At 34.5% G+C, this 23783-nt stretch carries 19 protein-coding genes; 9 read left to right on the top strand and 10 right to left on the bottom strand.

Features of this window, described 5'->3' with window-relative positions:
• Nucleotides 1-67: 67 nt before the first annotated feature.
• The 4 genes from SLH52_RS19155 to metH are packed head-to-tail and all read left to right on the top strand — an operon-like array spanning nucleotide 68 to nucleotide 7670.
• Nucleotides 68-1192, top strand: a complete 1125-nt coding sequence (locus tag SLH52_RS19155; RefSeq protein WP_320210853.1) for a methionine biosynthesis PLP-dependent protein — start codon at nucleotides 68-70, stop codon at nucleotides 1190-1192.
• Nucleotides 1185-2369 (top strand): cystathionine beta-lyase, encoded by a 1185-nt coding sequence (gene metC, locus SLH52_RS19160; RefSeq protein WP_320210854.1) that lies wholly within the window; start codon nucleotides 1185-1187, stop codon nucleotides 2367-2369. The genes SLH52_RS19155 and metC overlap by 8 nt, the downstream gene beginning before the upstream one ends.
• On the top strand, nucleotides 2366-4219 hold the full coding sequence (locus SLH52_RS19165; protein ID WP_320210855.1) for a bifunctional homocysteine S-methyltransferase/methylenetetrahydrofolate reductase: 1854 nt from the start codon (nucleotides 2366-2368) through the stop codon (nucleotides 4217-4219). Before metC ends, SLH52_RS19165 begins: the two co-directional genes overlap by 4 nt.
• Nucleotides 4209-7670 (top strand): methionine synthase, encoded by a 3462-nt coding sequence (gene metH / locus SLH52_RS19170; RefSeq protein ID WP_320210856.1) that lies wholly within the window; start codon nucleotides 4209-4211, stop codon nucleotides 7668-7670. Before SLH52_RS19165 ends, metH begins: the two co-directional genes overlap by 11 nt.
• An 84-nt stretch (nucleotides 7671-7754) precedes the next feature.
• On the opposite strand, the gene SLH52_RS19175 is transcribed toward metH, so the two are convergent.
• Nucleotides 7755-8738, bottom strand: a complete 984-nt coding sequence (locus SLH52_RS19175; protein WP_320210857.1) for an alpha/beta hydrolase — start codon at nucleotides 8736-8738, stop codon at nucleotides 7755-7757.
• An 841-nt stretch (nucleotides 8739-9579) separates the two neighbouring features.
• Between SLH52_RS19175 and SLH52_RS19180 the strand changes: the two genes are divergently transcribed.
• Nucleotides 9580-10170 (top strand): matrixin family metalloprotease, encoded by a 591-nt coding sequence (locus SLH52_RS19180; protein WP_320210858.1) that lies wholly within the window; start codon nucleotides 9580-9582, stop codon nucleotides 10168-10170.
• 14 nt (nucleotides 10171-10184) lie between these two features.
• Nucleotides 10185-10823, top strand: coding sequence for a hypothetical protein (locus tag SLH52_RS19185; RefSeq protein WP_320210859.1), 639 nt, complete (start codon nucleotides 10185-10187; stop codon nucleotides 10821-10823).
• A 409-nt stretch (nucleotides 10824-11232) separates the two neighbouring features.
• Here SLH52_RS19185 and SLH52_RS19190 read toward each other — a convergent pair whose 3' ends face one another.
• Entirely contained in the window at nucleotides 11233-11640 is a 408-nt protein-coding gene (locus SLH52_RS19190; protein ID WP_320210860.1) for a DUF5412 family protein, read from the bottom strand.
• Between the two features lie 273 nt (nucleotides 11641-11913).
• Nucleotides 11914-13323 carry a PLP-dependent aminotransferase family protein gene (locus SLH52_RS19195; RefSeq protein WP_320210861.1) on the bottom strand — a complete coding sequence of 470 codons (1410 nt, stop codon included), beginning with the start codon at nucleotides 13321-13323 and terminating at the stop codon, nucleotides 11914-11916.
• A 112-nt stretch (nucleotides 13324-13435) separates the two neighbouring features.
• Between SLH52_RS19195 and SLH52_RS19200 the strand changes: the two genes are divergently transcribed.
• Nucleotides 13436-13990, top strand: coding sequence for a pyridoxamine 5'-phosphate oxidase family protein (locus SLH52_RS19200; protein WP_320210875.1), 555 nt, complete (start codon nucleotides 13436-13438; stop codon nucleotides 13988-13990).
• Nucleotides 13991-14068: 78 nt separating this feature from the next.
• On the opposite strand, the gene SLH52_RS19205 is transcribed toward SLH52_RS19200, so the two are convergent.
• The 5 genes from SLH52_RS19205 to SLH52_RS19225 all read right to left on the bottom strand — a co-directional run bounded on the left by SLH52_RS19205 (nucleotide 14069) and on the right by SLH52_RS19225 (nucleotide 20360).
• Complete coding sequence (locus tag SLH52_RS19205; protein ID WP_320210862.1) at nucleotides 14069-14689, bottom strand: class I SAM-dependent methyltransferase; 621 nt, start codon at nucleotides 14687-14689, stop codon at nucleotides 14069-14071.
• Nucleotides 14690-14756: 67 nt separating this feature from the next.
• Complete coding sequence (locus tag SLH52_RS19210; protein ID WP_320210863.1) at nucleotides 14757-15695, bottom strand: aminoglycoside phosphotransferase family protein; 939 nt, start codon at nucleotides 15693-15695, stop codon at nucleotides 14757-14759.
• A gap of 685 nt (nucleotides 15696-16380) precedes the next feature.
• Entirely contained in the window at nucleotides 16381-18015 is a 1635-nt protein-coding gene (gene abc-f / locus SLH52_RS19215; RefSeq protein ID WP_320210864.1) for a ribosomal protection-like ABC-F family protein, read from the bottom strand.
• Nucleotides 18016-18635: 620 nt separating this feature from the next.
• Nucleotides 18636-19427, bottom strand: coding sequence for a helix-turn-helix transcriptional regulator (locus SLH52_RS19220; RefSeq protein ID WP_320210865.1), 792 nt, complete (start codon nucleotides 19425-19427; stop codon nucleotides 18636-18638).
• Between the two features lie 627 nt (nucleotides 19428-20054).
• The gene (locus SLH52_RS19225; RefSeq protein WP_320210866.1) at nucleotides 20055-20360 is read right to left on the bottom strand and encodes a hypothetical protein; all 306 of its coding nucleotides are present in this window, start codon (nucleotides 20358-20360) and stop codon (nucleotides 20055-20057) included.
• A gap of 421 nt (nucleotides 20361-20781) precedes the next feature.
• On the opposite strand from SLH52_RS19225, the gene SLH52_RS19230 reads away from it, so the two are divergent.
• Nucleotides 20782-21075 (top strand): hypothetical protein, encoded by a 294-nt coding sequence (locus SLH52_RS19230; RefSeq protein WP_320210867.1) that lies wholly within the window; start codon nucleotides 20782-20784, stop codon nucleotides 21073-21075.
• A 406-nt stretch (nucleotides 21076-21481) separates the two neighbouring features.
• Here the strand turns inward: SLH52_RS19230 and SLH52_RS19235 are convergent, their stop codons facing one another.
• A complete protein-coding gene (locus SLH52_RS19235; protein ID WP_320210868.1) occupies nucleotides 21482-22354 on the bottom strand; it encodes an alpha/beta hydrolase in 873 nt (290 codons plus the stop codon).
• Between the two features lie 767 nt (nucleotides 22355-23121).
• On the opposite strand from SLH52_RS19235, the gene SLH52_RS19240 reads away from it, so the two are divergent.
• Nucleotides 23122-23286 carry a hypothetical protein gene (locus SLH52_RS19240; protein ID WP_320210869.1) on the top strand — a complete coding sequence of 55 codons (165 nt, stop codon included), beginning with the start codon at nucleotides 23122-23124 and terminating at the stop codon, nucleotides 23284-23286.
• A 44-nt stretch (nucleotides 23287-23330) separates the two neighbouring features.
• On the opposite strand, the gene SLH52_RS19245 is transcribed toward SLH52_RS19240, so the two are convergent.
• On the bottom strand, nucleotides 23331-23522 hold the full coding sequence (locus SLH52_RS19245; protein ID WP_320210870.1) for a hypothetical protein: 192 nt from the start codon (nucleotides 23520-23522) through the stop codon (nucleotides 23331-23333).
• Between the last annotated feature and the right edge of the window lie 261 nt (nucleotides 23523-23783).

A 23783-nucleotide genomic window follows, 5' to 3' on the forward strand; every position in this document is an offset into this window, starting at 1 on the left:
AAACTACCACAAAACTTTACCACTTTAAACAAGTATAGAAAATCAATTGAAATGAGGAGGAATTTATATGACGAAAATAAATATCGAAACAGCATGTGCCCAAATTGGAAACAGAAGTGAAAATATTACTGGGACGGTCAATCCACCTGTCTATTTGTCAACAGCCTACCGTCACACAGGTATAGGTGAGTCTACAGGGTATGATTACATTCGAACGGGTAATCCAACTCGACAAATTGTCGAACAGGCAATAGCACAGCTTGAGGAAGGTGATCAAGGCTTTGCTTGTAGTTCAGGTATGGCTGCGATTCAAACAGTTTTAGCTCTCTTTGAGCAGGGAGATGAGCTGATCGTTACACATGATTTGTACGGAGGAACATACCGGTTATTTGAAGAATCTTTTCGAAGAAATGGCTTTACTTTTCACTATGCTGATTTTAGTAACATAAATGCTATAGAAGAATTAATAAATAGCAATACGAAAGCGTTATTTATAGAAACTCCAACAAATCCACTTATGCAAGAGGTTGACTTAAAAATTGCAGCAAAGGTTGCAAAGGAAAATGATTTGTTATTAATCGTGGACAATACATTTTATACTCCACTGCTACAAAAACCTATAACTCAAGGGGCAGACATTGTCATCCATAGCGCAACAAAATACTTGGGGGGTCATAACGATGTGCTAGCAGGGTTAATTGTTTCAAAAGGAGATGAGCTATCTGCTCAACTTGGTAATTACCATAACGCAATTGGTGCTGTGTTATCACCTTTTGATTCATGGTTACTCATCCGTGGAATGAAAACTCTCCATTTACGTCTAAAACAGCATGAAGAAAATGCAAAAAAAATTGCTTCATTTTTGAAAGCGCATGAAGATATTGTAGAAATCTATTATCCACAGCGTGGTGGCATGTTGTCGTTTAAAATACGAAATGAAAAATGGGTTAATCCATTTTTACAAAACTTACGCCTTATCACTTTCGCTGAAAGCCTTGGTGGTGTTGAAAGCTTCATCACCTATCCAGCTACACAAACACATGCAGATATACCTGAAGAAATAAGAGTTGCAAACGGAATTTGCAATCGCTTATTAAGATTCTCAATTGGTATCGAGAATGCTGATGATCTCATAGATGATCTTACATCAGCATTAAAAGCAGCTAAGGAAGGGGTGAACACATATGTCTAATTCATTTTCTGATCAAACTAAGCTACTTCATAATAAGCATAAAGTAGATCCTCATACAGGTGCAGTAAGTGTTGCGATTCAGCATGCATCAACATTTCATCAAGCTGATTTAGAAAATTTTTCAAAATATGACTATAGTCGTTCTGGTAATCCTACCCGTGAAGCTTTAGAAGAGACGATAGCTGAATTAGAAAATGGTGTGAGAGGCTTCGCTTTTTCCTCTGGTATGGCTGCCATATCAAGTGCTTTTATGCTGTTATCAAAAGGTGATCATGTACTCATAAGCGAGGATGTGTACGGTGGAACATTTCGGGTTGTAACAGAGGTACTAACAAAATTCGGCATCGATCACACATTTGTAGACATGACGAACCTACAGGAAGTTGAAGACTCTATCCAAACAAATACGAAGGTAATATATATTGAGACACCGTCAAACCCTTTACTTAAAGTGACTAATATTAGAGCGATTGTCACACTAGCTAAAAAACAAGGTTGCCTCACATTTTTAGACAATACGTTTATGACACCAATTTTACAGCGACCATTGGATTTAGGTATAGATATCGTTTTGCATAGTGCAACCAAGTTCATATCAGGACATAGTGATGTCATCGCAGGGCTAGCCGTTGTCAAAGATGAGCAGTTAGCCAATCAACTTGCCTTTATTCAAAATGCATTCGGTGCCGTCCTTGGGGTTCAAGATGCTTGGCTCGTCTTACGGGGCATAAAAACATTGCACGTCCGCATGACACAATCTTCGCAAAGTGCATTACAGCTTGCACAATTTTTACAACAACACCCTAAAGTTGAGGAGGTTTACTATCCAGGTTTAACTGACCATGAAGGATATTCCCTTCAACAAGAACAGTCTACTAGCCCAGGTGCTGTATTATCTTTTAAGTTAAAGGATGCTGAAAGTGTACGTACTGTTTCAAAGTATATAAAAATACCAGTATTCGCCGTTAGCTTAGGTGCTGTTGAATCCATTCTATCCTATCCAGCAAAAATGTCGCATGCAGCTATGCCAGCTCAAGAAAGAAATAAAAGAGGAATCACTGACGGACTTTTGCGACTATCTGTTGGTCTTGAAAACCCTCTTGATCTTATAGCAGATTTCTCACAAGCATTAGATCAACTTCCAACACATCATTCAGAGTATAAGGTGAGCCTATGAAACTACTAGAACGTTTAAAAAATGACATTTTAATTGCTGATGGTGCGATGGGGACACTCCTCTATTCATACGGTGTCGACTATTGTTTTGAGGAACTTAACCTCACTCAACCAAATCGAATCCAACAAGTACATGAAGCATATATTCAAGCAGGAGCTAATGTTATCCAAACTAATACGTATGGAGCAAATCGTGTTAAATTAGCTAGATACGACCTTGAAAATAAAGTAACAGAAATTAATAAAGCTGCAGTTCAAATAGCAAAGCGTTCCATCGGGAAAAGTGACGAGCATTATATATTAGGAACAATAGGTGGAATTCGTGGCGTAAGGAAAAGTATTGCCGAACTTGAGGAAATTAAAGAGGCTTTTATTGAACAGCTTGATGCACTGTTAGAAGCAAATGTTGATGGAATCTTACTAGAAACCTATTATGACATTGAAGAACTATACACCGTACTGCAAGAAGTAAGGAAAAGAACAACTAAACCAGTCATTGCCCAAGTGTCTATGCATGAAGTTGGTGTACTACAGGACGGTACCCCATTACATGAAGCATTTTCAAAGCTCGAGCAACTTGGAGCAAATGTGATTGGAACAAACTGCCGACTCGGTCCTTATCATACGATTAAGTCACTTGAGCAAGTTCCTTTGCCTAACAATGCTTACCTTTCTGCCTACCCTAATGCAAGTTTACCAGACTTAGTTGATGGAAGGCTGATCTATGAATCTGATGCTGAATATTTTGCAGACGCTGCTATTAGCATGCGCGAGCAAGGAGTTAGGTTGTTAGGTGGTTGTTGTGGAACGACACCAAAGCATATTGAGGCGATGAGAAAAGCACTAAATGGTTTAACTCCAATTGATGAAAAACGTGTAAAGGAACGTAAACCAATTTCAGTCAGTAAGCCTACCGTTACTGCTGAACCCCATTTACACGAAATGGTACAATCTAGACGCACAGTCATTGTTGAGCTTGATTCACCGAAACATTTGGACACAGATACATTTTTTAAAGGTGCACAAGCACTTCAACAGGCTGGGGTTGATGTGATTACCTTAGCAGATAACTCTCTAGCAACTCCACGCATAAGTAATGTTGCAGTTGCTTCAATTTTAAAAGAAAAATATAATATACGCCCTCTCGTTCATATTACTTGTCGTGATCGAAACATCATAGGACTTCAATCACATATTATGGGTATTCATACACTTGGTATTAATCAAGTATTGGCTGTAACTGGTGATCCGACTAAGGTTGGTAATTTTCCTGGTGCTACTTCAGTATATGATGTTTCATCATTTGAATTAATACAAATGATCAAACAATTTAATAACGGACAGTCTATCTCAGGAACGTCATTAAAACTACAGACGAACTTCGGTGTTTCAGCTGCCTTTAACCCAAATGTCCGTCATTTAGAACCAACCGTAAAAAGGCTTGAAAAGAAAATCGCATTCGGTGCTGATTCATTTATTAGTCAGCCTGTGTTTAGCCAAGAGCAAATAATCCAAATATATAAAGCGACCAAGCATTTACAAGTTCCTATCTTTCTTGGTATTATGCCGTTAACAAACTATCGTAATGCCCAATTTTTACACCATGAGGTTCCTGGTATTAAGCTTGCTGATGACATATTACACCGTATGAAGAGCTGTGGAGACGATAGAGAAATATGCTCAGCAGAAGGTGTGAAAATTGCACAGGAGTTAATAGATACGGCTATGGAATATTTTAAAGGAATCTATTTAATTACACCATTTTTACGCTATGACATGACTGTAGCATTAACAAACTATATCCGTAAAAAAGATGGAGTAAGAGAAAGGAAGATTCATCATGTGCTTTGAGCATTTTCAACAAGAGATCAACAAGCGAATCTTAATAATTGATGGAGCAATGGGGACGATGCTTCAAGAAGCAAACCTTACGGCTGAAGATTTTGGAGGAGAAGAATTTGACGGCTGTAACGAACATTTAAACATCACAGCTCCTCATGTCATTGACTGGGTTCACCGATCTTATTTAGAAGCGGGGGCTGATATCATTGAAACGAACACTTTTGGAGGAACCCCCCTCGTTCTAAATGAATACCAACTCGAACATAAAGCCTATGATATAAACAAAATTGCAGCTGAAATTGCCAAAAAAGCAGCCGAGGATTTCTCTACTACTGATAAGCCTCGCTTTGTTGCTGGATCTATGGGACCAACAACAAAAACACTTTCTGTTACTGGTGGAACAACATTTTCTGAATTAGTTAATGAGTATGAAACACAAGCTAAAGGCTTAATTGATGGTGGCTGTGACCTTTTATTACTTGAAACATGTCAAGATATGCTTAATGTAAAAGCTGCTTTTTTTGGTATTAACAATGCTTTTACATTAACAAATAAAACCTTACCACTCATGGTTTCAGTTACGATAGAACCGATGGGTACAACGCTTGCTGGACAAAATATTGAAGCATTTTATTTATCTTTAGAGCACATGCAACCAGTATCCATCGGCTTAAATTGTGCGACAGGCCCTGAATTTATGACCGACCATCTGCGCACATTGTCACATTTATCTCAAACAGCTGTGAGCTGTTACCCTAATGCTGGTTTACCTGATGAAGAAGGTCAATATCATGAGTCTCCACAATCATTAGCAAGGAAAATAGCAGGCTTTGCTAAAAATGGTTGGCTAAACATTATTGGAGGGTGCTGTGGGACAACACCTGAACATATCCGAGCGATTGCAAAAGAGGTAGAAGGTCTTAAGCCTCGAAGTGTCCAAGAAGGGAATCATCAACACACTGTAGCTGGGATAGAACCCCTTATATACGATGATTCTATGCGACCGTTATTAGTTGGAGAGCGTACAAATGTAATCGGCTCAAGAAAATTTAAAAACCTCATTGCTGATGGTAAGTTTGAAGAAGCTGCTGAAGTCGGTAGAGCACAAGTAAAAGGTGGGGCCCACGTAGTTGATATTTGTCTAGCTGATCCAGACCGCGAAGAGCTAGATGATATGGAGCAATTTATTCAAGAAGTTGTTAAAAAGGTGAAAGTACCACTCGTTATTGATTCTACAGATGAAGCAGTAATAGAAAAAGCGCTATCTTATTCACAAGGAAAGGTGATCATTAACTCAATTAACCTAGAAGATGGAGAAGAACGTTTTGAAAAGGTCGTTCCACTTATTCATCGATATGGGGCTGCTGTTGTTGTTGGAACCATTGATGAAATTGGCATGGCTGTAACGAGAGAACGGAAGCTAGAGGTCGCACAGCGTTCCTATGATCTACTAGTAAATAAATATAAACTTAAGCCAGAAAATATTATATTTGACCCTCTGGTCTTCCCTGTAGGTACAGGTGATGAGCAGTATATAGGCTCAGCGAAGGAAACTGTTGAAGGGATTAGGCTTATTAAAGAAAAATTACCACATTGTTTAACAATGCTTGGCATAAGCAACGTCTCTTTCGGATTACCTGGTGTAGGACGTGAAATTTTAAATGCTGTTTTCCTTTATCATTGCACAGTAGCTGGTTTAGATTATGCAATTGTCAATACACAAAAGCTTGAAAGATTTGCTTCCATTCCACAAAAAGAAGTGACTTTAGCGGAGAATTTATTATTTGAAACAACAGATGACATTCTAGCTGAATTCACAGCTTTTTATCGTGGGAAGAAGAAGGAGCCGAAAAAAGCAGCCATCAATAGATCCCTGCCAGAACGACTCGCTGAGTATGTGATTGAAGGTACGAAGGAAGGTTTAATTCCTGACTTAGAAATCGCCTTAACTAAATATGATACACCGTTAGATATTATTAACGGACCTCTTATGGAAGGTATGGCTGAAGTCGGTCGTCTCTTCAACGACAATCAGCTGATTGTAGCGGAAGTATTACAAAGTGCAGAAGTGATGAAAGCTTCGGTTTCCTTCCTCGAGCCTTATATGGAAACAAATGATGAAGCTGGTCATGGAAAAGGGAAAGTATTATTGGCAACTGTCAAAGGTGATGTCCACGATATAGGTAAAAACCTTGTAGAAATTATTTTAAGCAATAATGGCTTTCATGTCGTTGACCTAGGAATTAAAGTGACACCACAACAGCTGATATCAGCCATTCAACAAGAACAGCCTGATATCATCGGCTTATCAGGGTTACTCGTTAAATCAGCTCAACAAATGGTCTTAACTGCTCAAGATATGAGCCAATCAAACATATCAATTCCTATATTAGTTGGTGGAGCAGCTCTATCTCGAAAATTTACTGATCGAAAAATTGCTCCCGAATACGAAGGTCCAGTCCTATACGCGAAAGATGCGATGGATGGCCTTTCAATCGTTAACCGCCTGCAAGATGAAGACGAAAAGAATAAGATTTTATCAGATGTCGCAACGAAGAAAGAAGCTTATAAACAGATCAATACAGCTACTAAAAAAGAAACTGCTGTAGCCGTATTAGAAAAAATTAAATCTAGTGTAGCGACTAATATTCCAATAACATTGCCAAATGATTTAAAAAGGCATGTCTTAAAAGGTTATCCTATAGGTCATCTTGAGCCATATATTAACATGCGCATGTTATTAGGGCATCATTTAGGGCTCAAAGGAAAGGTAGATCAGTTAATAGCTGAACAAGATGAGCGAGCACTTGCCTTAAAAGAAGTAGTTGATAACTTACTTCTTGAAGCAAAAACAGCTAGCCTATTACGAACTGCAGCTGTTTATCAATTTTTCCCTGCTCAATCAAAAGACGATGACGTCATCATTTACGACCCAAATGATAAAACAATAATCCTAGAACGTTTTACGTTTCCTCGACAACGTAAAAAGCCATATTTATGTTTGGCTGATTATATTCGTTCAGTCGATAGTGGTGAAATGGATTATGTTGGTTTCTTCGTCGTTTCAGCTGGCTTTGATGTGAGAGAAAAGGCAAATATGTTAAAAGAAAAGGGTGAGTTTTTAAAAAGTCATGCCATTCAAGCACTCGCACTTGAGCTAGCAGAAGGGTTTGCCGAACGTATTCATCAAATGATGAGAGATCAATGGGGATTTCCTGACCCAGCTGACTTTACAATGCAGCAGCGCTTTGCAGCCAAATATCAAGGTCAACGCTTTTCATTTGGTTATCCAGCATGTCCTAATTTGGACGATCAAGGAAAGCTTTTCCGCTTATTAAAGCCAGATGACATTGGAATTTCTTTAACTGATGGCTTTATGATGGAACCTGAAGCATCTGTCTCGGCTATTGTTTTCTCACATCCTGAAGCGAAATATTTTAACGTGATCGAAAATAACTAATTGTATGGAATTGAAACAAATTAAGGGAAACCTCAATTATTATAGAGGTTTCCCTATTATGTTCAATACCTTTGTCAATAAAATCTATTGAGCGACAGACATGCAAACTTCATAAAACTTATTAGGTTCTTCAAAATTTGGAGCATGAGCAGAATTCTCAAACCATATAAGCTCTTTTTTGGGTGCTTCCACTATATTAAAATAATCCACAACTAATTCGTGAGGCGTCTGATAATCATAACGCCCAACACAATAATACACTGGAACTTTAAATGTATGAGCCTGTTTAATTAAATTTACTTCCATCAACTCATCCCAAAGATTATTAATAGAAAAACGTTCTCCATTTGCCATATACTTTACTAAATCGACAAATGAATATTCACGAAATGATATCGATGAGAGAATAAACTTACTTAATGACATATTGTGAAATGAGCCACCAAATTTCCGTAACCATTTTCTTTGTAAAAATAAATCTACCTGATTTTTATATGGGGGATTGCCAATTTTCATCAACTGTTCAAGCGCTTTTTTATTATTCGTTTCATTTGCTTTATGTAACGTATATTCATAGGAGATTTCTTCATTTCTCACCATATTGACTACTTGACCAACACCAATATATGCGTGTATTAATTCAGGATACTTCGACATGAACAGAGACCCTAATACACTCCCCCATGAATGACCAACTAAATAGAGTTTTTCTTGCTTAAAGCGCTGTAGTAGCTCTTCAATAAGTTCATGAAGATCAAGCAAAAACTGATCTATATTCATGCTAGAAACTGGGATATTACTAGCATAAGATTTACCAGTCCCTCTTTGATCCCAATTCACTACTACAAAATGTTCTTCTAATTCTCTTTGAAATTTCGGTGCAAAACCTATTTGGGCAGTACCTGGACCCCCGTGCAGAAAAAGTAGTATTGGATTCTTTTTATTCTTCCCTCTCATTAAGACACATTGTTGAATTTTTCCAAGTCGCAACATTTCAATAGATGCGACGCTCTCTTCGATAAGTCTACCATTTAAATCTTTAAAACTAGGCGTTTTACTTTTAATCATCTGCATCCTCCCCTAGTCTTCTTAATATACGAATACTAATTTACTGCCAAGTACCGTTACCCTTTGACTATACTTGATAACGAATGTTTAAGTAACAGCCTTTAGCAGGTTATTGCTTCCACCTAAAGGAGGATTATATACCAACCAAGTCTAGTCCAACCTCCTACTATCTGAAATATTTTGATGTGACATCTCCACAACGTCGAGCAAAAAAGCACCCCATTTCTTACAGAATAAATATTAATTCCACATTAATAGATAAAGGAGCACTATTGATAGAACACACCGAAGAAAAATTTAAAGGGAGAACTTTATCCGACTTTAAAGAAATAACACCAATCATTGTAAGCTCTACCACGATTGTTACTAAATTTGAATAACAAGCTAGACAAGGGTATTTGATACTAACCATTTTAGCTACCACAATATGTTTAGTTATCGTACGAAAACAAATTGTTATTCCAAAGCAGCTTAAAATGAACAGATTTAGTTTTTTCAGCAGTATACCACTAGGACATGATCTATGTTGTTACCAATTCAATTTACTAAAATATTCTACAAAGTGATTGGACATTACAGCAAAGATTCCGCTCCCAAATGAGTTGTCAATGAGTCTTTATCTTTACAAATAGACAGTATGTCAATAAAGTGGATAAGCACTTACTTAGGCATTTAATATCATTTTGCTATTTCAATATTAAAAAGAGTGTTTTTTGTAAAATAACGATCGTATACATCAGAAAAAGCTAGAAGGTGAGGTGAAAATTTAAATTAGACATTACTTCAAATGTTAACAATGTTAGTAGTTTGTTGGCCATTTTAATTAGAAGGGAGAAATTTTATGTCTTCTCGTATTAACTCTAAAGTTAGATTGTTATTTCTATCAGCCATGACGATATTGATGCTTTTTGGAATAGTTATAGGTTCGACAAATGCTGCTCCAACAGATGAACACCCCTCCTCAAATTGCTATAAAAAGATTTCTCGTTATAGTGGATGGGAATATGATAACAATCAACAAATTAACATTAATTTCACGTACACTCAGAATGGATCTTATGATTACAGTTATCGCATTGATCTCGCTGGTGAAGAATGGAACGAACATTTTAGTTTCTTTAATTTCAATGAAGTATCCAGAGGAAATAATCTAGCAATAGAAAGTGATGATTATGGGGATACTGGATGGGTCGGTGCTGCTTATTATGCACGTTCACCAAAGGATATATATTTAAATGAATATTACCATAAAAATTATTCTTGGTACGGATTTGTTGAATATGAACGTACTGCCATTCACGAATATGGTCATACTCATGGATTAAGTCATACTAGTTGTACAACTGAAATTATGAGTAATAACTCTAATAGAGATATTAGTCAAGTTGATCTTGGTGATGGAGATATTAGTGGTATTAGAAGTATTTATTAAAAGGAGGAATCAACATGAAAAAATGCCTCATTGCATTGGTTACGGTAATTACATTAGTAGGTTGTAACAATATTATTCAAAGTTCTAATCCTGCTAAAGCTCCTAGTCAACAAGGCGTGGATGCTAACCCTTCAGAGGTTTTCGCAGATGTGAATGAATTAGCCCAAAATACACCTATCGTAATAGTTGGGCAAGTAAAAACTGAAGGCAAGGCATTTGATTATAAGGGGATCAACTTCTATGAATCTACAATTCAGATTAAAGATATTTACCGAGATCATGATAATAGTCTTTCGAAAGGAGACACAATTACACTATTACAAAATGATATAGGTGAATTAGACCCTCTTGTCAAAAAAAATGAAAAAGTTCTATTCTTCTTAAAGAGCTATGAAGGTCCAGTTATTGATGATGCTTACAGATTTATGGGACTTTATCAAGGTCATTACAAAGTCAAAAAAGATGGAGAAATTGTTGCTGTCGGTAGTAAAAAATTAGAAGGTGTAGAAGGGCTATTAGCTTCAGATCTTAATGCTATGTTAGAAGATTCTCCATACGTACCAATTGAATTAGACGTAATGACTGAAGAAGAGATTGAGAAAGCAAATGAAGAAGAAAGAAAACTAAAAGAAGAGCATGATAATACCAACTAATATATCAATAACAACTTTTAATAAACACTTTTACCTCACCAATAGTAGTTATTTACAACATTAAAAACAACCCTATTAACGTTCTTCTAGTTTTTAGTAAACCTCCAACAAAGGACTAAAAAACACTCTAATGACGTTAACCACATAAGAACCTGTTTTGATCTAAGGTTGATCAAAACAGGTTCTTTTACAAAGTCTGTTTTCGTATAATTGTTGTTTTTCCTACAAGCCACACTTTTTCTACATTAATATGAAGACAACAGCATAAAATTACTACCTGCTAATCTAATTAATAACAATAGCAACAAAGTTTACGAAAAGATCCTTTCATATTAGAACCATTCATTCGCATATTGTTTAATCCTCTATATAATGGATACTATCTAGTAAACACCCGCTATCACGATAACTATTCATATTGATAGCAAATCTCATACTCATCCTTCATTAACCAACTTTTACACGCTAAACCATATTCATGATAGATCTCTTTACCAATTTCCAACATAATACTTCTGCTTGAATTTGGAACTTCTGAGTTTTCATTTTTTATATATAGAATATCCTCATCATTCCAACTCATAGAAAAACCACTTTTTGCTTCACTATAATAAACTGTTTGAATTTTATCATTCTCATCATGATATGTAACATCTACCCATATTTTCACGCCACCAGCTGCGCCACCGTATGGCATATAGTAGGCATTTGCAGTGTATTTCATTGTTGGAGAACTCACTGGAATTAAGTAAGACTCACCCTTAAGGCTATCAAATGTAAAGAAATAGTTCCTATAAACAAATAATCCAAGAAACAAGATTGCTCCTGACAAAGTTGCAAGTAATAATTTTGTAGGAAATTGTTTCTTTTTAACAAAGAAGATTATTAATTTGATAGTAAAGATGAAAAATACTAGTAAAGTAGTAACAAATATAAAGAAACCGATTATATTTAATAAAATTGATATCCCCCATTTTTGAGCCTTTATGTTATTTATATTACATGAGCACTAATAACAATGATTAATACTCCAAAACCTTGACTATCACCCATTTTTATAGCAAGGTTTTTAATATTTAACTAAAAGCATTTAATCTCCAAACCAAACTTTACTTAAATGTTTTATGCCTTCATCAATTTTTTCTGATGACATCCCTCCAAAGCCAAGGATAAAATGTGCGGTATCTGTTGTTGACTCACCCACCCAATATTTTTCAGCTGAATATATATTAACTCCAGCAGAAATTGCTTTTTCATGTAGCTCTGTTTCATTACGATATGGAATGCTAATAATTACATGAACTCCTGCATGTGTACCTTGTATGTTCACTTTATTACCCATATAGTTATGGATTGCTTCAATTAATACACGATGCTTTTGAGCATACACTTTACGCATTTTCCGGATATGACGTTCAAAATGACCCTTATCTATAAAATGTGCTAATGTTTTTTGAATAAGTGCAGCAGCTGGTTGGCTGTACGTTACAAAATGAGAATGATATATATGTAATAGCCTTGTTGGTAAGACCATATAATTCACTCTGATAGCTGGCATAAAAGATTTTGAAAAAGTGCCAATATAAATGACACGTTCATCTCGATCCAGTGCTTTTAATGCAGGTATCGGATTTCCCTGATAACGAAATTCACTGTCATAATCATCCTCAATAATAAAGCCATTATTATGGCTTGCCCATTGTATGAGGCGAAGACGTTTTTGTATAGGTAGAACCATCCCCATTGGGAATTGATGTGACGGTGTGACATATACAGTTTTAGCGCTTCCCTTTGCCAGTTGATCTATATTTAAACCATCCTCTTCTAGTGATATAGCTTCTAGATTAAAGCCATGATTTGCAAAAACCCGCTGTGCACCATCATAACAAGGGTTTTCTACGGCAACCGTATCATTTGTCTTCATAAGTATTTGACTTATAACACTTAACATTTGATACATACCAGCTCCGATAATAATCTCGTCAGTCGTACAAGAAATTCCTCTTGCTTGATATAAATAATGAACAAGCTGCTGCCGTAACTGAATATCACCTTTTTTATCACCATAAAATATGAGCTGATCATCATTAGATGCCAACACTTCATTCATGTGTCTTTTCCATAGCTTATAAGGAATATGTTCAAGGTCAACATTTCCATATCGAAAATCGTACGTAAAAGGCTTTTCCTGTTGAACATCTGCCGTATCTTTTTTAATAGGTATGGTATGTATTTGAGATAGAAGATCTTTGTCCAGTTCGTTAACAATTAATCTTTTCCGCGGCTCACTTCTTACGTACCCTTCTGTAATCAATTGTTGATACGCATACTCTATTGTATTTCTACCGACACATAAATGGTCGGCAAGGCTACGAATTGATGGAAGTTTTGCTTGTGGTGAAATTTTACCAGTTTCTATTTCTTTTATAAAGTATTGATACACTTGCATATATAATGGCGTATCACTTGCCTTATCTAAGTTTAATGTGACTTCAAGCATGTGTTCCTCCTATCTATCCCCTAGTGAAATGTAAAAACTGTACCTTTTCGAATAGTCAGATTGTTAATACAATTACTTTACTAAATAAAAGGAGGGACTTCAATTGTATACAATGAGAAGAGAAGAAAAAGAAAGTGTTAATCGACAAAAAGTTAATGAATTTTGTCACCGTATCAAAGCGGGGTATTTAGGTTTAGCAGATGGTCATTTACCGTATGTCGTTCCACTTAATTATGTATGGATGAATGATTGTATATATTTCCACGGAGCTGAAGAAGGGAGAAAACAACGTATCATTGAAGAAAACCCACACGCTTGCTTCACAATTGCAGAAGATCAGGGTACAATCACAAATCCTGTACCAGCACATACAAGCACTGGATATTATAGCGTTATGATCTTCGGTAAACTCGAAATCGTACATGACATTGAGGAAGCAACCGATGCTATGCACGTCATGCTTGATAAATATGTGCCAGGCTATTTTAGTGATAAACTATCAAAGCATCACGTATCTTCATATCGTTCTTCTAAAAATAGTAAAACAGTTGTGTACCGCCTTCGTGCTGAACAGGTTACAGCGAAAGAAAACAAATTAATAGATGAGGCACTATTTTACAATGGTCGTACAAGAGAGCAAGATTTAGAGGGAAGGTTATCTGAATAACAAAAATTTATGAGATTTTAAATAACCTCCCTATGTTGACTTTTCTTTATGTACAGGGAGGTTACATTTCAATTTCATCTATTTTTTAGCTATGATATATCTTAGCTTGTAAGTTCTTTCGGTTTGATCTATATACACTAACTTTTCATCTATTGAGCCTGTTTGAATGACTTCAGCATGTTTGAAATGGTTCAATAAGTCTTCCTCACTAAAAAAATGAGCGACTTTTCCTGGCTTATATTCAAATGTGTCCTTTTCTACCTCAACACCTTGACCATAAGAAGTATCTTTGTTCGAAAAACAGGTTAAAAAAATCATTCCATCTTCAGCTAACTGATCAATACACTTCTGAATAAATGTCACTCTTTCAGATAACAAAAACAAGTGCAATAGATTATAACAATAAATCCCATCATATTTTTTATGAGGAATAGGTAGATCGAATACTGACCCTTCAATATACGTCGTCTGCTTATCCTGTTCTTTAGCAGTAGCAATAGCTTGCTGTGAAAGTTCTATTGCATCCACTTTAAAAGTAGTCGCAAGTGCTTTCGAATTTCTTCCATAGCCTGCGCCTGGTACTAAAACAGTTTTTACACCATTGTTCAAGAAAAGTTTAGTAGCAGCCTCTACTGTATTACTTGGCAGTTCTCCCCATATCTTTCCTTTACTAAAACGTTCATCCCAATAACCTTTCATGATACCCGTCCTTTATAGTTATAAATTATAACTAAGTTTTAGCTTATGAAACAACTCATTATTTGTTTTAGTTTACATATTTTAATGCTTCAATTTCCATTCCATAATTAGCTTCATACAGCTTGTGAAATATGTCTATTGCTTGATAAAATTTATTGTCATAAGTTCCATCATCATCAACTGTCCATGAAGTAGCTAACACGGTATGACAGTAGCCCCAGAGCAGTAAGCGTTCTTTATTAAGCTTCAATTCCTGCGTAAGAATATCAACTCTTTTTGCTACTACGGCGTAAGCGTTTTGGTCAGGTAATTTATTTAGCAGAAATTGAATTAAATCATATTCGATTTCACCGACTAACCCTTTAGGATCAATTGCTGTCCATATTTCATCTGTAAATGATAGAACATTGTAATGATGAAAATCTCCATGAAGGAGAAAGTGTTGTTCTATCGTTCGATTTAAATATGTAAAAACTTTCAAAGCTACTTCTAGTGTATGTTGCGAAATAGGGCCAAATCCTTCTGGGTGTTCTTTTATCAGGTTCCGAAGCTTTTCTTCTCTACCAAGTGTTGATGCGATTCTAGTTTCCTTTGGAGCACGTATAGATAGCTTTTTGATTACGTTAGCGGCTAGTCGACAAGCTCTTGCATCATCTTCAATTTCTGCTAAAGTGTGTCCAGGTGAGATTTTTTCCATTATCATTATTCCTTTGTCTTTGTCGAAATCGATTAGTTGAACCATGCCTTTGCCACCGAATAACGTTAACGCTTCAATCTCATCAAGAAAACCTTCTCCTGGAATGCAAATTTTCACTACTACTTCCCTCTCATCATTCATAATTGCAGAGGCAACGTAATTTATCGAAAGGGTAAAAGGTTCTTTTATCTTCAAATGCCACTTTTGCTCGCAATCACGAATTAATTCAGGTAGCCTTTGTAACCAAGCTGCTCCTTCTTCTTTAAAATATAAATGAACTGTTTTAACAAAGTGATCTTGTAATTCCATGTATGCCCCCGTCTCTACAATATTCCATGTGATTAATTAAGGTCTATCCCTTTCAAGCCTTAAATAAGGCTCTATTTAGCTAGCCATTAACGAAGAAGTTTTACCCTTAATCTGATAGCTTTTTATTCAACTTAATATATATACGGAAAATTCATAGAATAGTTTCAAATTTTGGTATTTTTATATAATTTTAGTTGTTAGTAATCGTATTAAGAAATAGTGACACAAGCATAACAAGGTGAATTGTATTTTAATGATGGAACTCTACAACTAAGTTTCCAAATGTCCTTCTTACTAAAACGCTGTTTTCTCATAAATTGTTGTTTTTTCGTAATAATAGCTAAATTCGATAATAACTAACGTTCGGGACATCTTTTCTTCTGTTCAACGAAGACTAACATATAAAACGAGTTTTCATGGTAATAATTTGGTAACCATAGCAACAAAGTTTATGAAAAAAGCCTACAAAATAAAAGACCAATCCACGTTGTGAATTGCTCTTTTACAATAGCTGTTTGTATTAATTGTTGTTTTTCTTTTAGATACGTTCACTACTAGAAATCTGGGCATCTTTTCATCTGAAATTCGATGACAAACGTTTATAAGCACTTGCTTTTTGGTTAATCCACACTGTTTACCAGCTTCTCTATTCTAGTTTCAACTCTCCCCAAGGTAACCGTCAAGACTATTTTCGAGATTTCTTATTCACTAACTGCTTCTTTTGTGCTAGTAAATTCGAAAACCTAGCTTCAAGCATTTGTTTTTCATCTTCATTTGTGATTAGTGATAATCTACTTACCACCTCTGTTAACTCCATTTCAACCGCTAACAAATTCGTTTCTTCTTGTTGGTGTTCAACAGAATCATTTGACTCTAATAATTTATCTTTCAAAACACCTTTGTCATGCTCAATTTGTAAAATATGTGTCGCCAATTCTTGGACGAAATAACGATCATGAGTTACAAACAAAATTGTTCCTGGATAAGATGTTAACACCATTTGTAACGCTTCTTTTGTTTGAAGGTCAAGGTAATTGGTCGGTTCATCTAATAACAGAACATTATAATCTCCTAAAAAGACTTTTACTAATTCAGTTTTTACCCGTTCTCCTCCACTTAACATGGAAACTTTTTTATGGACATTTTCCCGTTTAAATCGTAGCCTCGATAACACAGTTCTAATAAATTGCTCTGAATAATGACTGGATTCTTTTACATTTTCTAAGATCGTTTTATGCTCATCTAGACTATCTAATTTTTGATGGAAATATCCTATGGAAGCAGGTTTAGCAATAGAAATATCATCATGCCTTGTTGCTATCATATTTAATAATGTTGTTTTGCCTACACCGTTTCTTCCAATTATAGCAACTCTTGCCCCTGGTTTAATGGCACCGTTTAAGTCACTAAATAACAAACGATTTCCCATTTTTACACTTACTTCATTAAATGCAATTGCCCTTTTGCTATGAATTTTCTTAAACTGACTAATGTCAAAGGTGATATCTTCTTCTTGCTTTGGTTTTTCCTTTTTCTCAAGTTGATCAATTCTCGATCTAAGTGCGTGGACACCTTTATCTAATTTCGCTTTCTTTTGACCAACACTTCTTTTATGCAATCTCGCTTCAGAATTACCCATGCGGCTTGGTGCTTTTTTCAATGATTTTGACTTTTGGCTTCTTTCTACTGCAGCTTGTTCTAGACGTTGTTTCTCCTTCACATATTGCTCGTACTCAAACTGCTGTCTATCTTTCAAATGTTTCTTTTGCTCAAGATATGCTTCATAGTTGCCATCATAGCAATGTACCTTTCCTTTATCCAATTCCCAGATCGTGGTACAAACTTGATTAAGAAGTTGTTGATCATGAGAAATAATAATGACACTTCCAGCAAATGCTTTTAACTCTCTTTCAAATTGTTGTATTCCTTCTACATCTAAATGACTTGTTGGCTCGTCAGCAACGATTAATTTAGCATTTGCAGACAAAGCTGATGCTATTTTCTTTCTCGTTTCTTCTCCCCCACTTAAAAATTGCTTCCTTTCTTTAGGAATTCTCCAATGACCATTCAATTTTTGAGGAATATCGCTAACTTCGAGATCTTCAAGCTGCGGTATATAAGCAATCGGACAATATACGTTGACAATTCCACTATCTGGCTCAAGTTGTTCCACTAAAATTTTCAATAACGTAGATTTCCCTTCCCCATTTTTACCGACAACCCCTATTTTTTCACCATTAAACACTTGTAATTGTTGAATATTTAATATCGTACGGTCTCCATAAGACTTTTCAATTTGATTCGCATCTAACAATAGCATAAAAAATCCTCCCTACAATTCTAGAGAGGATTAGCTGTAATATTTAGGTATGTAATGATGTTAAAAAGCTCAGTAAAAACGGCTCAATTTTTCAAAAAGATTAGAAATTGGCACATTTACTCCAATTATTCTTCACCATTTTTTTGAACACATCATTCCTGCTATAATTTCAACCATATTAATGGTCCAATTATAACGCATATAAAAATAGTACCTAAAAATGCATAGACTAATCCTATCTAGACAACATTTATTAAAAATAAACTATTTAAATAATGTCTAAAAAAATAGGATTAATTCCACATTAGTTTAAGTACCGTTCCTTTCCACTTTAATTATTTTTATCATTACATAAATTTGCAATTAATGTCAACCACATTTTTTTCTTGACATCAATAAGGGAACGAATCATTAATGCACGTTACAGTGTTCTTTGCCCAATCACTTCTTATGATCGTATATCCAACACCATCGTGGTAACATCCCACCTTGAGGCCAACCATTTCTAAGGTATTCTTCATTTACGTACCCACAATTATATAGCGTTTTTCGCATCGCATAATTATCATGTCGCGTATGTGCTTCTATTCGTACAATATGAAATGTATTACTTATATATTCTATAAACTGTTATCTAATTTCCTGCTCACTTTTTTCAACAGCTTATTATTTAAACGATTAATATGTTCCTCATTTTCAACCAATATTCTATATGAATCTATTTTCGATATTATACGAATTAATATGTAGACACCAATGGCAATTAAAGTTATGAATATTGGATAGTAAGGCATTAGAACATCTGAAGCCACAAATTCTTTTTTTACTAAAAAAAAGGATATCCCACCTGCTACAATAAAACAAACTCCAACTATCATTAATGAGGTATTCTTTTTCTTAACATCTTCGTATCTAACTTTCAATTCTTTAATATAGTTTTGATCAAATGTTAAAGCTTTTTTCTGAAGTATTGCATATCGATTTCCTTCCATAAAACTTGCTGTAATTGCTCCAATCCCAAATACAGCAAGAAGACTAATTAGGACGGTAAAGATTAAAGGATCTTGTTTAAAAACGAAATAAGGTATTGTTGAAAGAATAAGAAGGCTAAGTCCTATGGCAAAATATTTATAAGCTTTACCTTGAGATAGAAGATACCCTTCTGCCATTTCTTTGCTTACATAATATCCCTTTTCCTTTTCTTTACTGTGTTCAACATTATCTTTTAGCAAATAATCAATTGACACATCGAAAATATTCCCAAGCATTAGTAGTTTTTCGATTTCGGGATAACCTTGCCCGTTTTCCCATTTACTAACAGCCTGCCTTGTAGTGCTTAATTCCTCAGCTAAGGCTTCTTGAGATAAGCCTTTTTCTTTTCTTAATTTAAACAGTTTTTCACTAAATGTCATATATAAACTCCTTCCTTTTAATAGTTAAATTGTATTAAAACATTGCTTTAAATTCCATATTCCAGGAGATGCAATTTGTCAACTTGCGGTTGCAACTGTGTTATCCAGTGTTTTTTCAATTATAAGTCTTATGTAAAATACGAAAAAAATTCATTTAACACTTATAATTAAGAATTCAAGGAAAATAAAATTTTAGCTATTTAAAACATAAAAATCCAATATCTCCTTAATAATTCACATTTCTAATTCTGCTAAACTGTCATATCGTTTAAGGGGCACACCCTCATATTCCCTACCTAATTTTATCATAAATGGAAAACTTATAGTTTTTACAACATGACAAAAAAAATTGACGCGGATCTGTATTTCAGATTTGCACCATATTGTGGAATAACAATTCTCAGGTTGGGAAAAAACTAATAGACTCATTAATCATTGTCGTTATTAATTTCATTATTAGTTCATTTTCTATCGTGATATGTCCCTTAATCCAGTGAAGGTTAATGGAATTGTAGATTTCAATCCAAATATACTAGTATCTCTTGGATTTACCATACTACTGGAATAGTTATTATTTCTTATAAATTAACAAGGAATCGAAATTGATTTTACCATAAACTTGATAGGTTAGTGCCAATAAGGTTGTTCCATCTCATTAACAACACCTGAACGAGGGTTCACTAAAAAGTACCTTCCATCCACTTCAAAATGGTAATCCCGATAACGAATAAAGAACCGCGTATCTTCCGTGTATATAGGAACCGTGTCTCTGTACCTTTCTTCATTCTGTACAACAATGCCAGACACGTCATACCCACTTTCATAAACCAATTGTTTAGCCTGTTCAAAAGTGTAGGTCGGTCTGAAAAAGATAAAGAGTAATAAAGGAATAATAAATAATATGATTAAAGATGGCTTTATCCTTTTTCTCATCGATCCCCGTATCAAATAAACGTATGAGAAATAAACCACAGTCGTCAGAAAGGGAATTAATATACCCATATTGAAGACATCCCTGTAAAGAGTAGAATTTATAAATTCAAAAATGCAAAATTCCATAATTGCAGCACTTAAAATATACAGCATAATCTTTTTGTTCTTCTTCATTTTTATCTCCTCGGTTGATTGTATCTATGTCTAAGATATACTCAGTCTCATTAAAATAAGTCCTTACATTCATAATACCAAGTAAATTATTCTATGTGTTTTCTAAAGAAACAATCTTTACGAGAAGAGCCATACATAAAGAAAGACTCTCTTAGTTAGAGTTTTAATAGTCCTTGAATATATAACCTAGATTATTATATCATTGGAAAACAAACAAGATTTTCAGCATATTTAAGGAAGTGTTTTAATGATTATAGAAGTAGATTATTTTCAACACAAAGATTATATTCTCGTTCCTGTAGAGGTAGGAGAGAATATTGATAAAATTCAGGATAAATTTAATGCTTGGATATATGATAAAAATAATGACCATAAATATTGGATATATCGTAATGGAATAAAGGACGGTCTGCTGATAAATACAGAAGGGCTTGTATATTGGCTAAACAACCATTATTTAAATAATACACAGGAAACTGTCGTAAAAGTAGAAAGTACGCCAGAGATTATTAGTAAAGCAGAAAAAAGAATATGGTTCTAAATGTACATTTATGAGCTGTGACAGATCTTTTTTTATTTAGATTGCTTGTAACAACTTCCCTTGTGGTTAGCCCGATTTGAACAAGATTTCTCAATACATAAAGAAAGACGCTTTTCGGAATTATTTCTGAAAAGCGCCAGATTGCTGAAGATTTAATTTCTAGTTAAACTTTAATTTACTTAAAAGCACCCTATAAAGGTTGAACAGCTTTTTATTCAGATAGTCTTTCTTTTCAATATACAAAACCCCTTTAGATAACCATTTCCAAAGGGGGGATATCGTCTCATCATTTTTGTGAACATCGTAACTTTATTTCAAATCTACAGCACAAGTTTTGGTTTTCTAGCTTGATATGATTCCTCTTATGTAACTGGACAAGTACTCTACAATAATGAAGGGGTGATAATCAATGGTTAACTAAAAACTTAATCATCTGTTCATTTACAAATTCAGGTTTTTCTAAGCTTAATAGATGTCCTGCTTCTGGAACAAGTTCAACTTGAATATTTTCCACTAAATTAGATGCTCTTTGATAGGCTTTTCGCACATCACAAATAACTTCTCCTTCTCCTAACAACAATAGAGTAGGTACCTCTATTTTTCTTAATTCTTCATCATTTATAACAAAAGGAGGGATCTTACCTTTCATCATACCATGTTTAAATCCAGCATGAAATTGAGATACAAAAAGATCATCCAATGTCTTTTTCTCAACCAACAACCAATTCATGAAATTCTTTACTACAAAGTGATAAGGAAATTTAGCCAAGGTTAAGATTCGTATAATAAATAGAGAATAAATTTGGGCGAACGTCCCAGCTGGATTCATTAATACCATCTTTTTTATTCTTTGTGGAATGAATAGAGAGAATTGAGCAGATAAAAATCCACCATAGGATAACCCTGCCAAATAACATTTTTCTATATGTAAACAATCCAAAACCTGCTCAAACCACATAGTACATTCTTCAATTTTTGATGGATAGTTTTTAGGAACACTTTTATTAAGGTCCCCAAAATAGTCAACTGCGTAAATTTTAAAGTGCTTGCTCAACTCTTGAATATTCGGATACCACATTGTGGAACTGCAACCCATCGCATGTATTAAAACTAGGGGTTCACCATCTTCAATCCCACACGAAACAATATGTGTTTCACCTTGCTCAGTTGATACATAGTAAGATTCTAAAGGAACCTTCCAAAGTGATAAACTTTCTACATAGCTTTTATAGTATTTTTCTTGCTTCAGGTTGGTTTTAAATTTAATATAATCTCTCAATCCGCACACCTCCATCAACAGATTCAGATCACAAATTATTCCTTTATTCAATAGTTAATACCATATATTAATAAATATTTAGTTTATGAAACTTTTTATTGTCCAGAAATCTATATTGTTATTATAATAATGTTCTAAAAAATATCATGTATCTTAAGTCACTTATGATGGTGACTCAAGTAATAAATTATCAAGCACATTTATAGTATCTCATAACTTTTATCCTCCTTATTCATTCCTCCTTTCGTGACCGATTTAGGGTTTTCTTTTTTAATTATTTTCATATTTTTATAAAAACATCAAACCCATTTGTATATACATATGATACGGTGCTATCTCCTATATTGCCCTCACTTCTTAGTACATTTCAAGTGGGGGACCTTTAATCAATAATTGATATTTTTGCTATTATGTTTCATTAATTTTATAATCTAATATTTTGCTATATAATAAATGATAAAGATTTCTATAACATAAAAAATACATGTTTGGAGAGATTAATATTGGAAATCTTAGCATATATTGTATTTCCTGTACTTTCGGTGATACCTGTGATCATCATTTACTTGATAGGAGAGTTTTTCAGAAAGAAACGATCCGTTTAAGCTAAGCTTCTTCATGTGAACGCCCTCCATTCTTGGGGCGTTTTTTGCTTTAGTAACCACAATGCTTATTTTGTTTACTAAATTCAAAACCATTTTTTGTTATACTTAATTTGTAGAACCGCAGGATTACTTTACAATCATAAATGATTGGAGAGATTTATATTGATTGGTGGCCTTGGCATTATTTTTTTAGGTATTATCATTTTATTTCTTGCCATGTACTTCCTATATTGGGTAATAAAAAGTGCAATTAAAAACGGAATGAACGAATCATTAAATACCAAATTAATAGAAAGAGTATTAGAGAAAATGGACGAGAAAAAATAAGAAAATGTGTACACCTTCGATATATACGAAGGTTTTTTCTTTTACTAGTAGCCACAATTACTCTTGAGTTTCCTTATTAATAACCTGTGTTTTTTATTTCTCAACCGTTCTTGATCTTGTTGTATTTCTTTAGATAATCTTTCATGTTGCTTTCTCGCTTGTTGTTCCTCTGCTAATAACTCGATAGCTTGTCTAACCATGATAGATGACACATCACCAACAATAATTGTTTTCAATTCTATTCACCTCACTAATTCTTGAGTTTCCAAAACACTGTACCTATAAAACTGTTTATTTTGTCTAGTTCCAAAACACTTATCAGTGAATAAACATAACTAAACAACAAAGAAAGGTATGTTTATATGATTAAAAATTTTTGTGATCCAAGTCAGAATGAAACTAAAATTATCTGTGACCAAAGACAAGAACCCCTGGTACCGTTATCCATAGGAACACCCACTATGACAAATTCAGTATCAGTATTTAATAAAGGGGAC

The sequence above is a fragment of the Cytobacillus sp. IB215665 genome (assembly GCF_033963835.1).
Lineage (GTDB): Bacteria > Bacillota > Bacilli > Bacillales > SM2101 > Nanhaiella.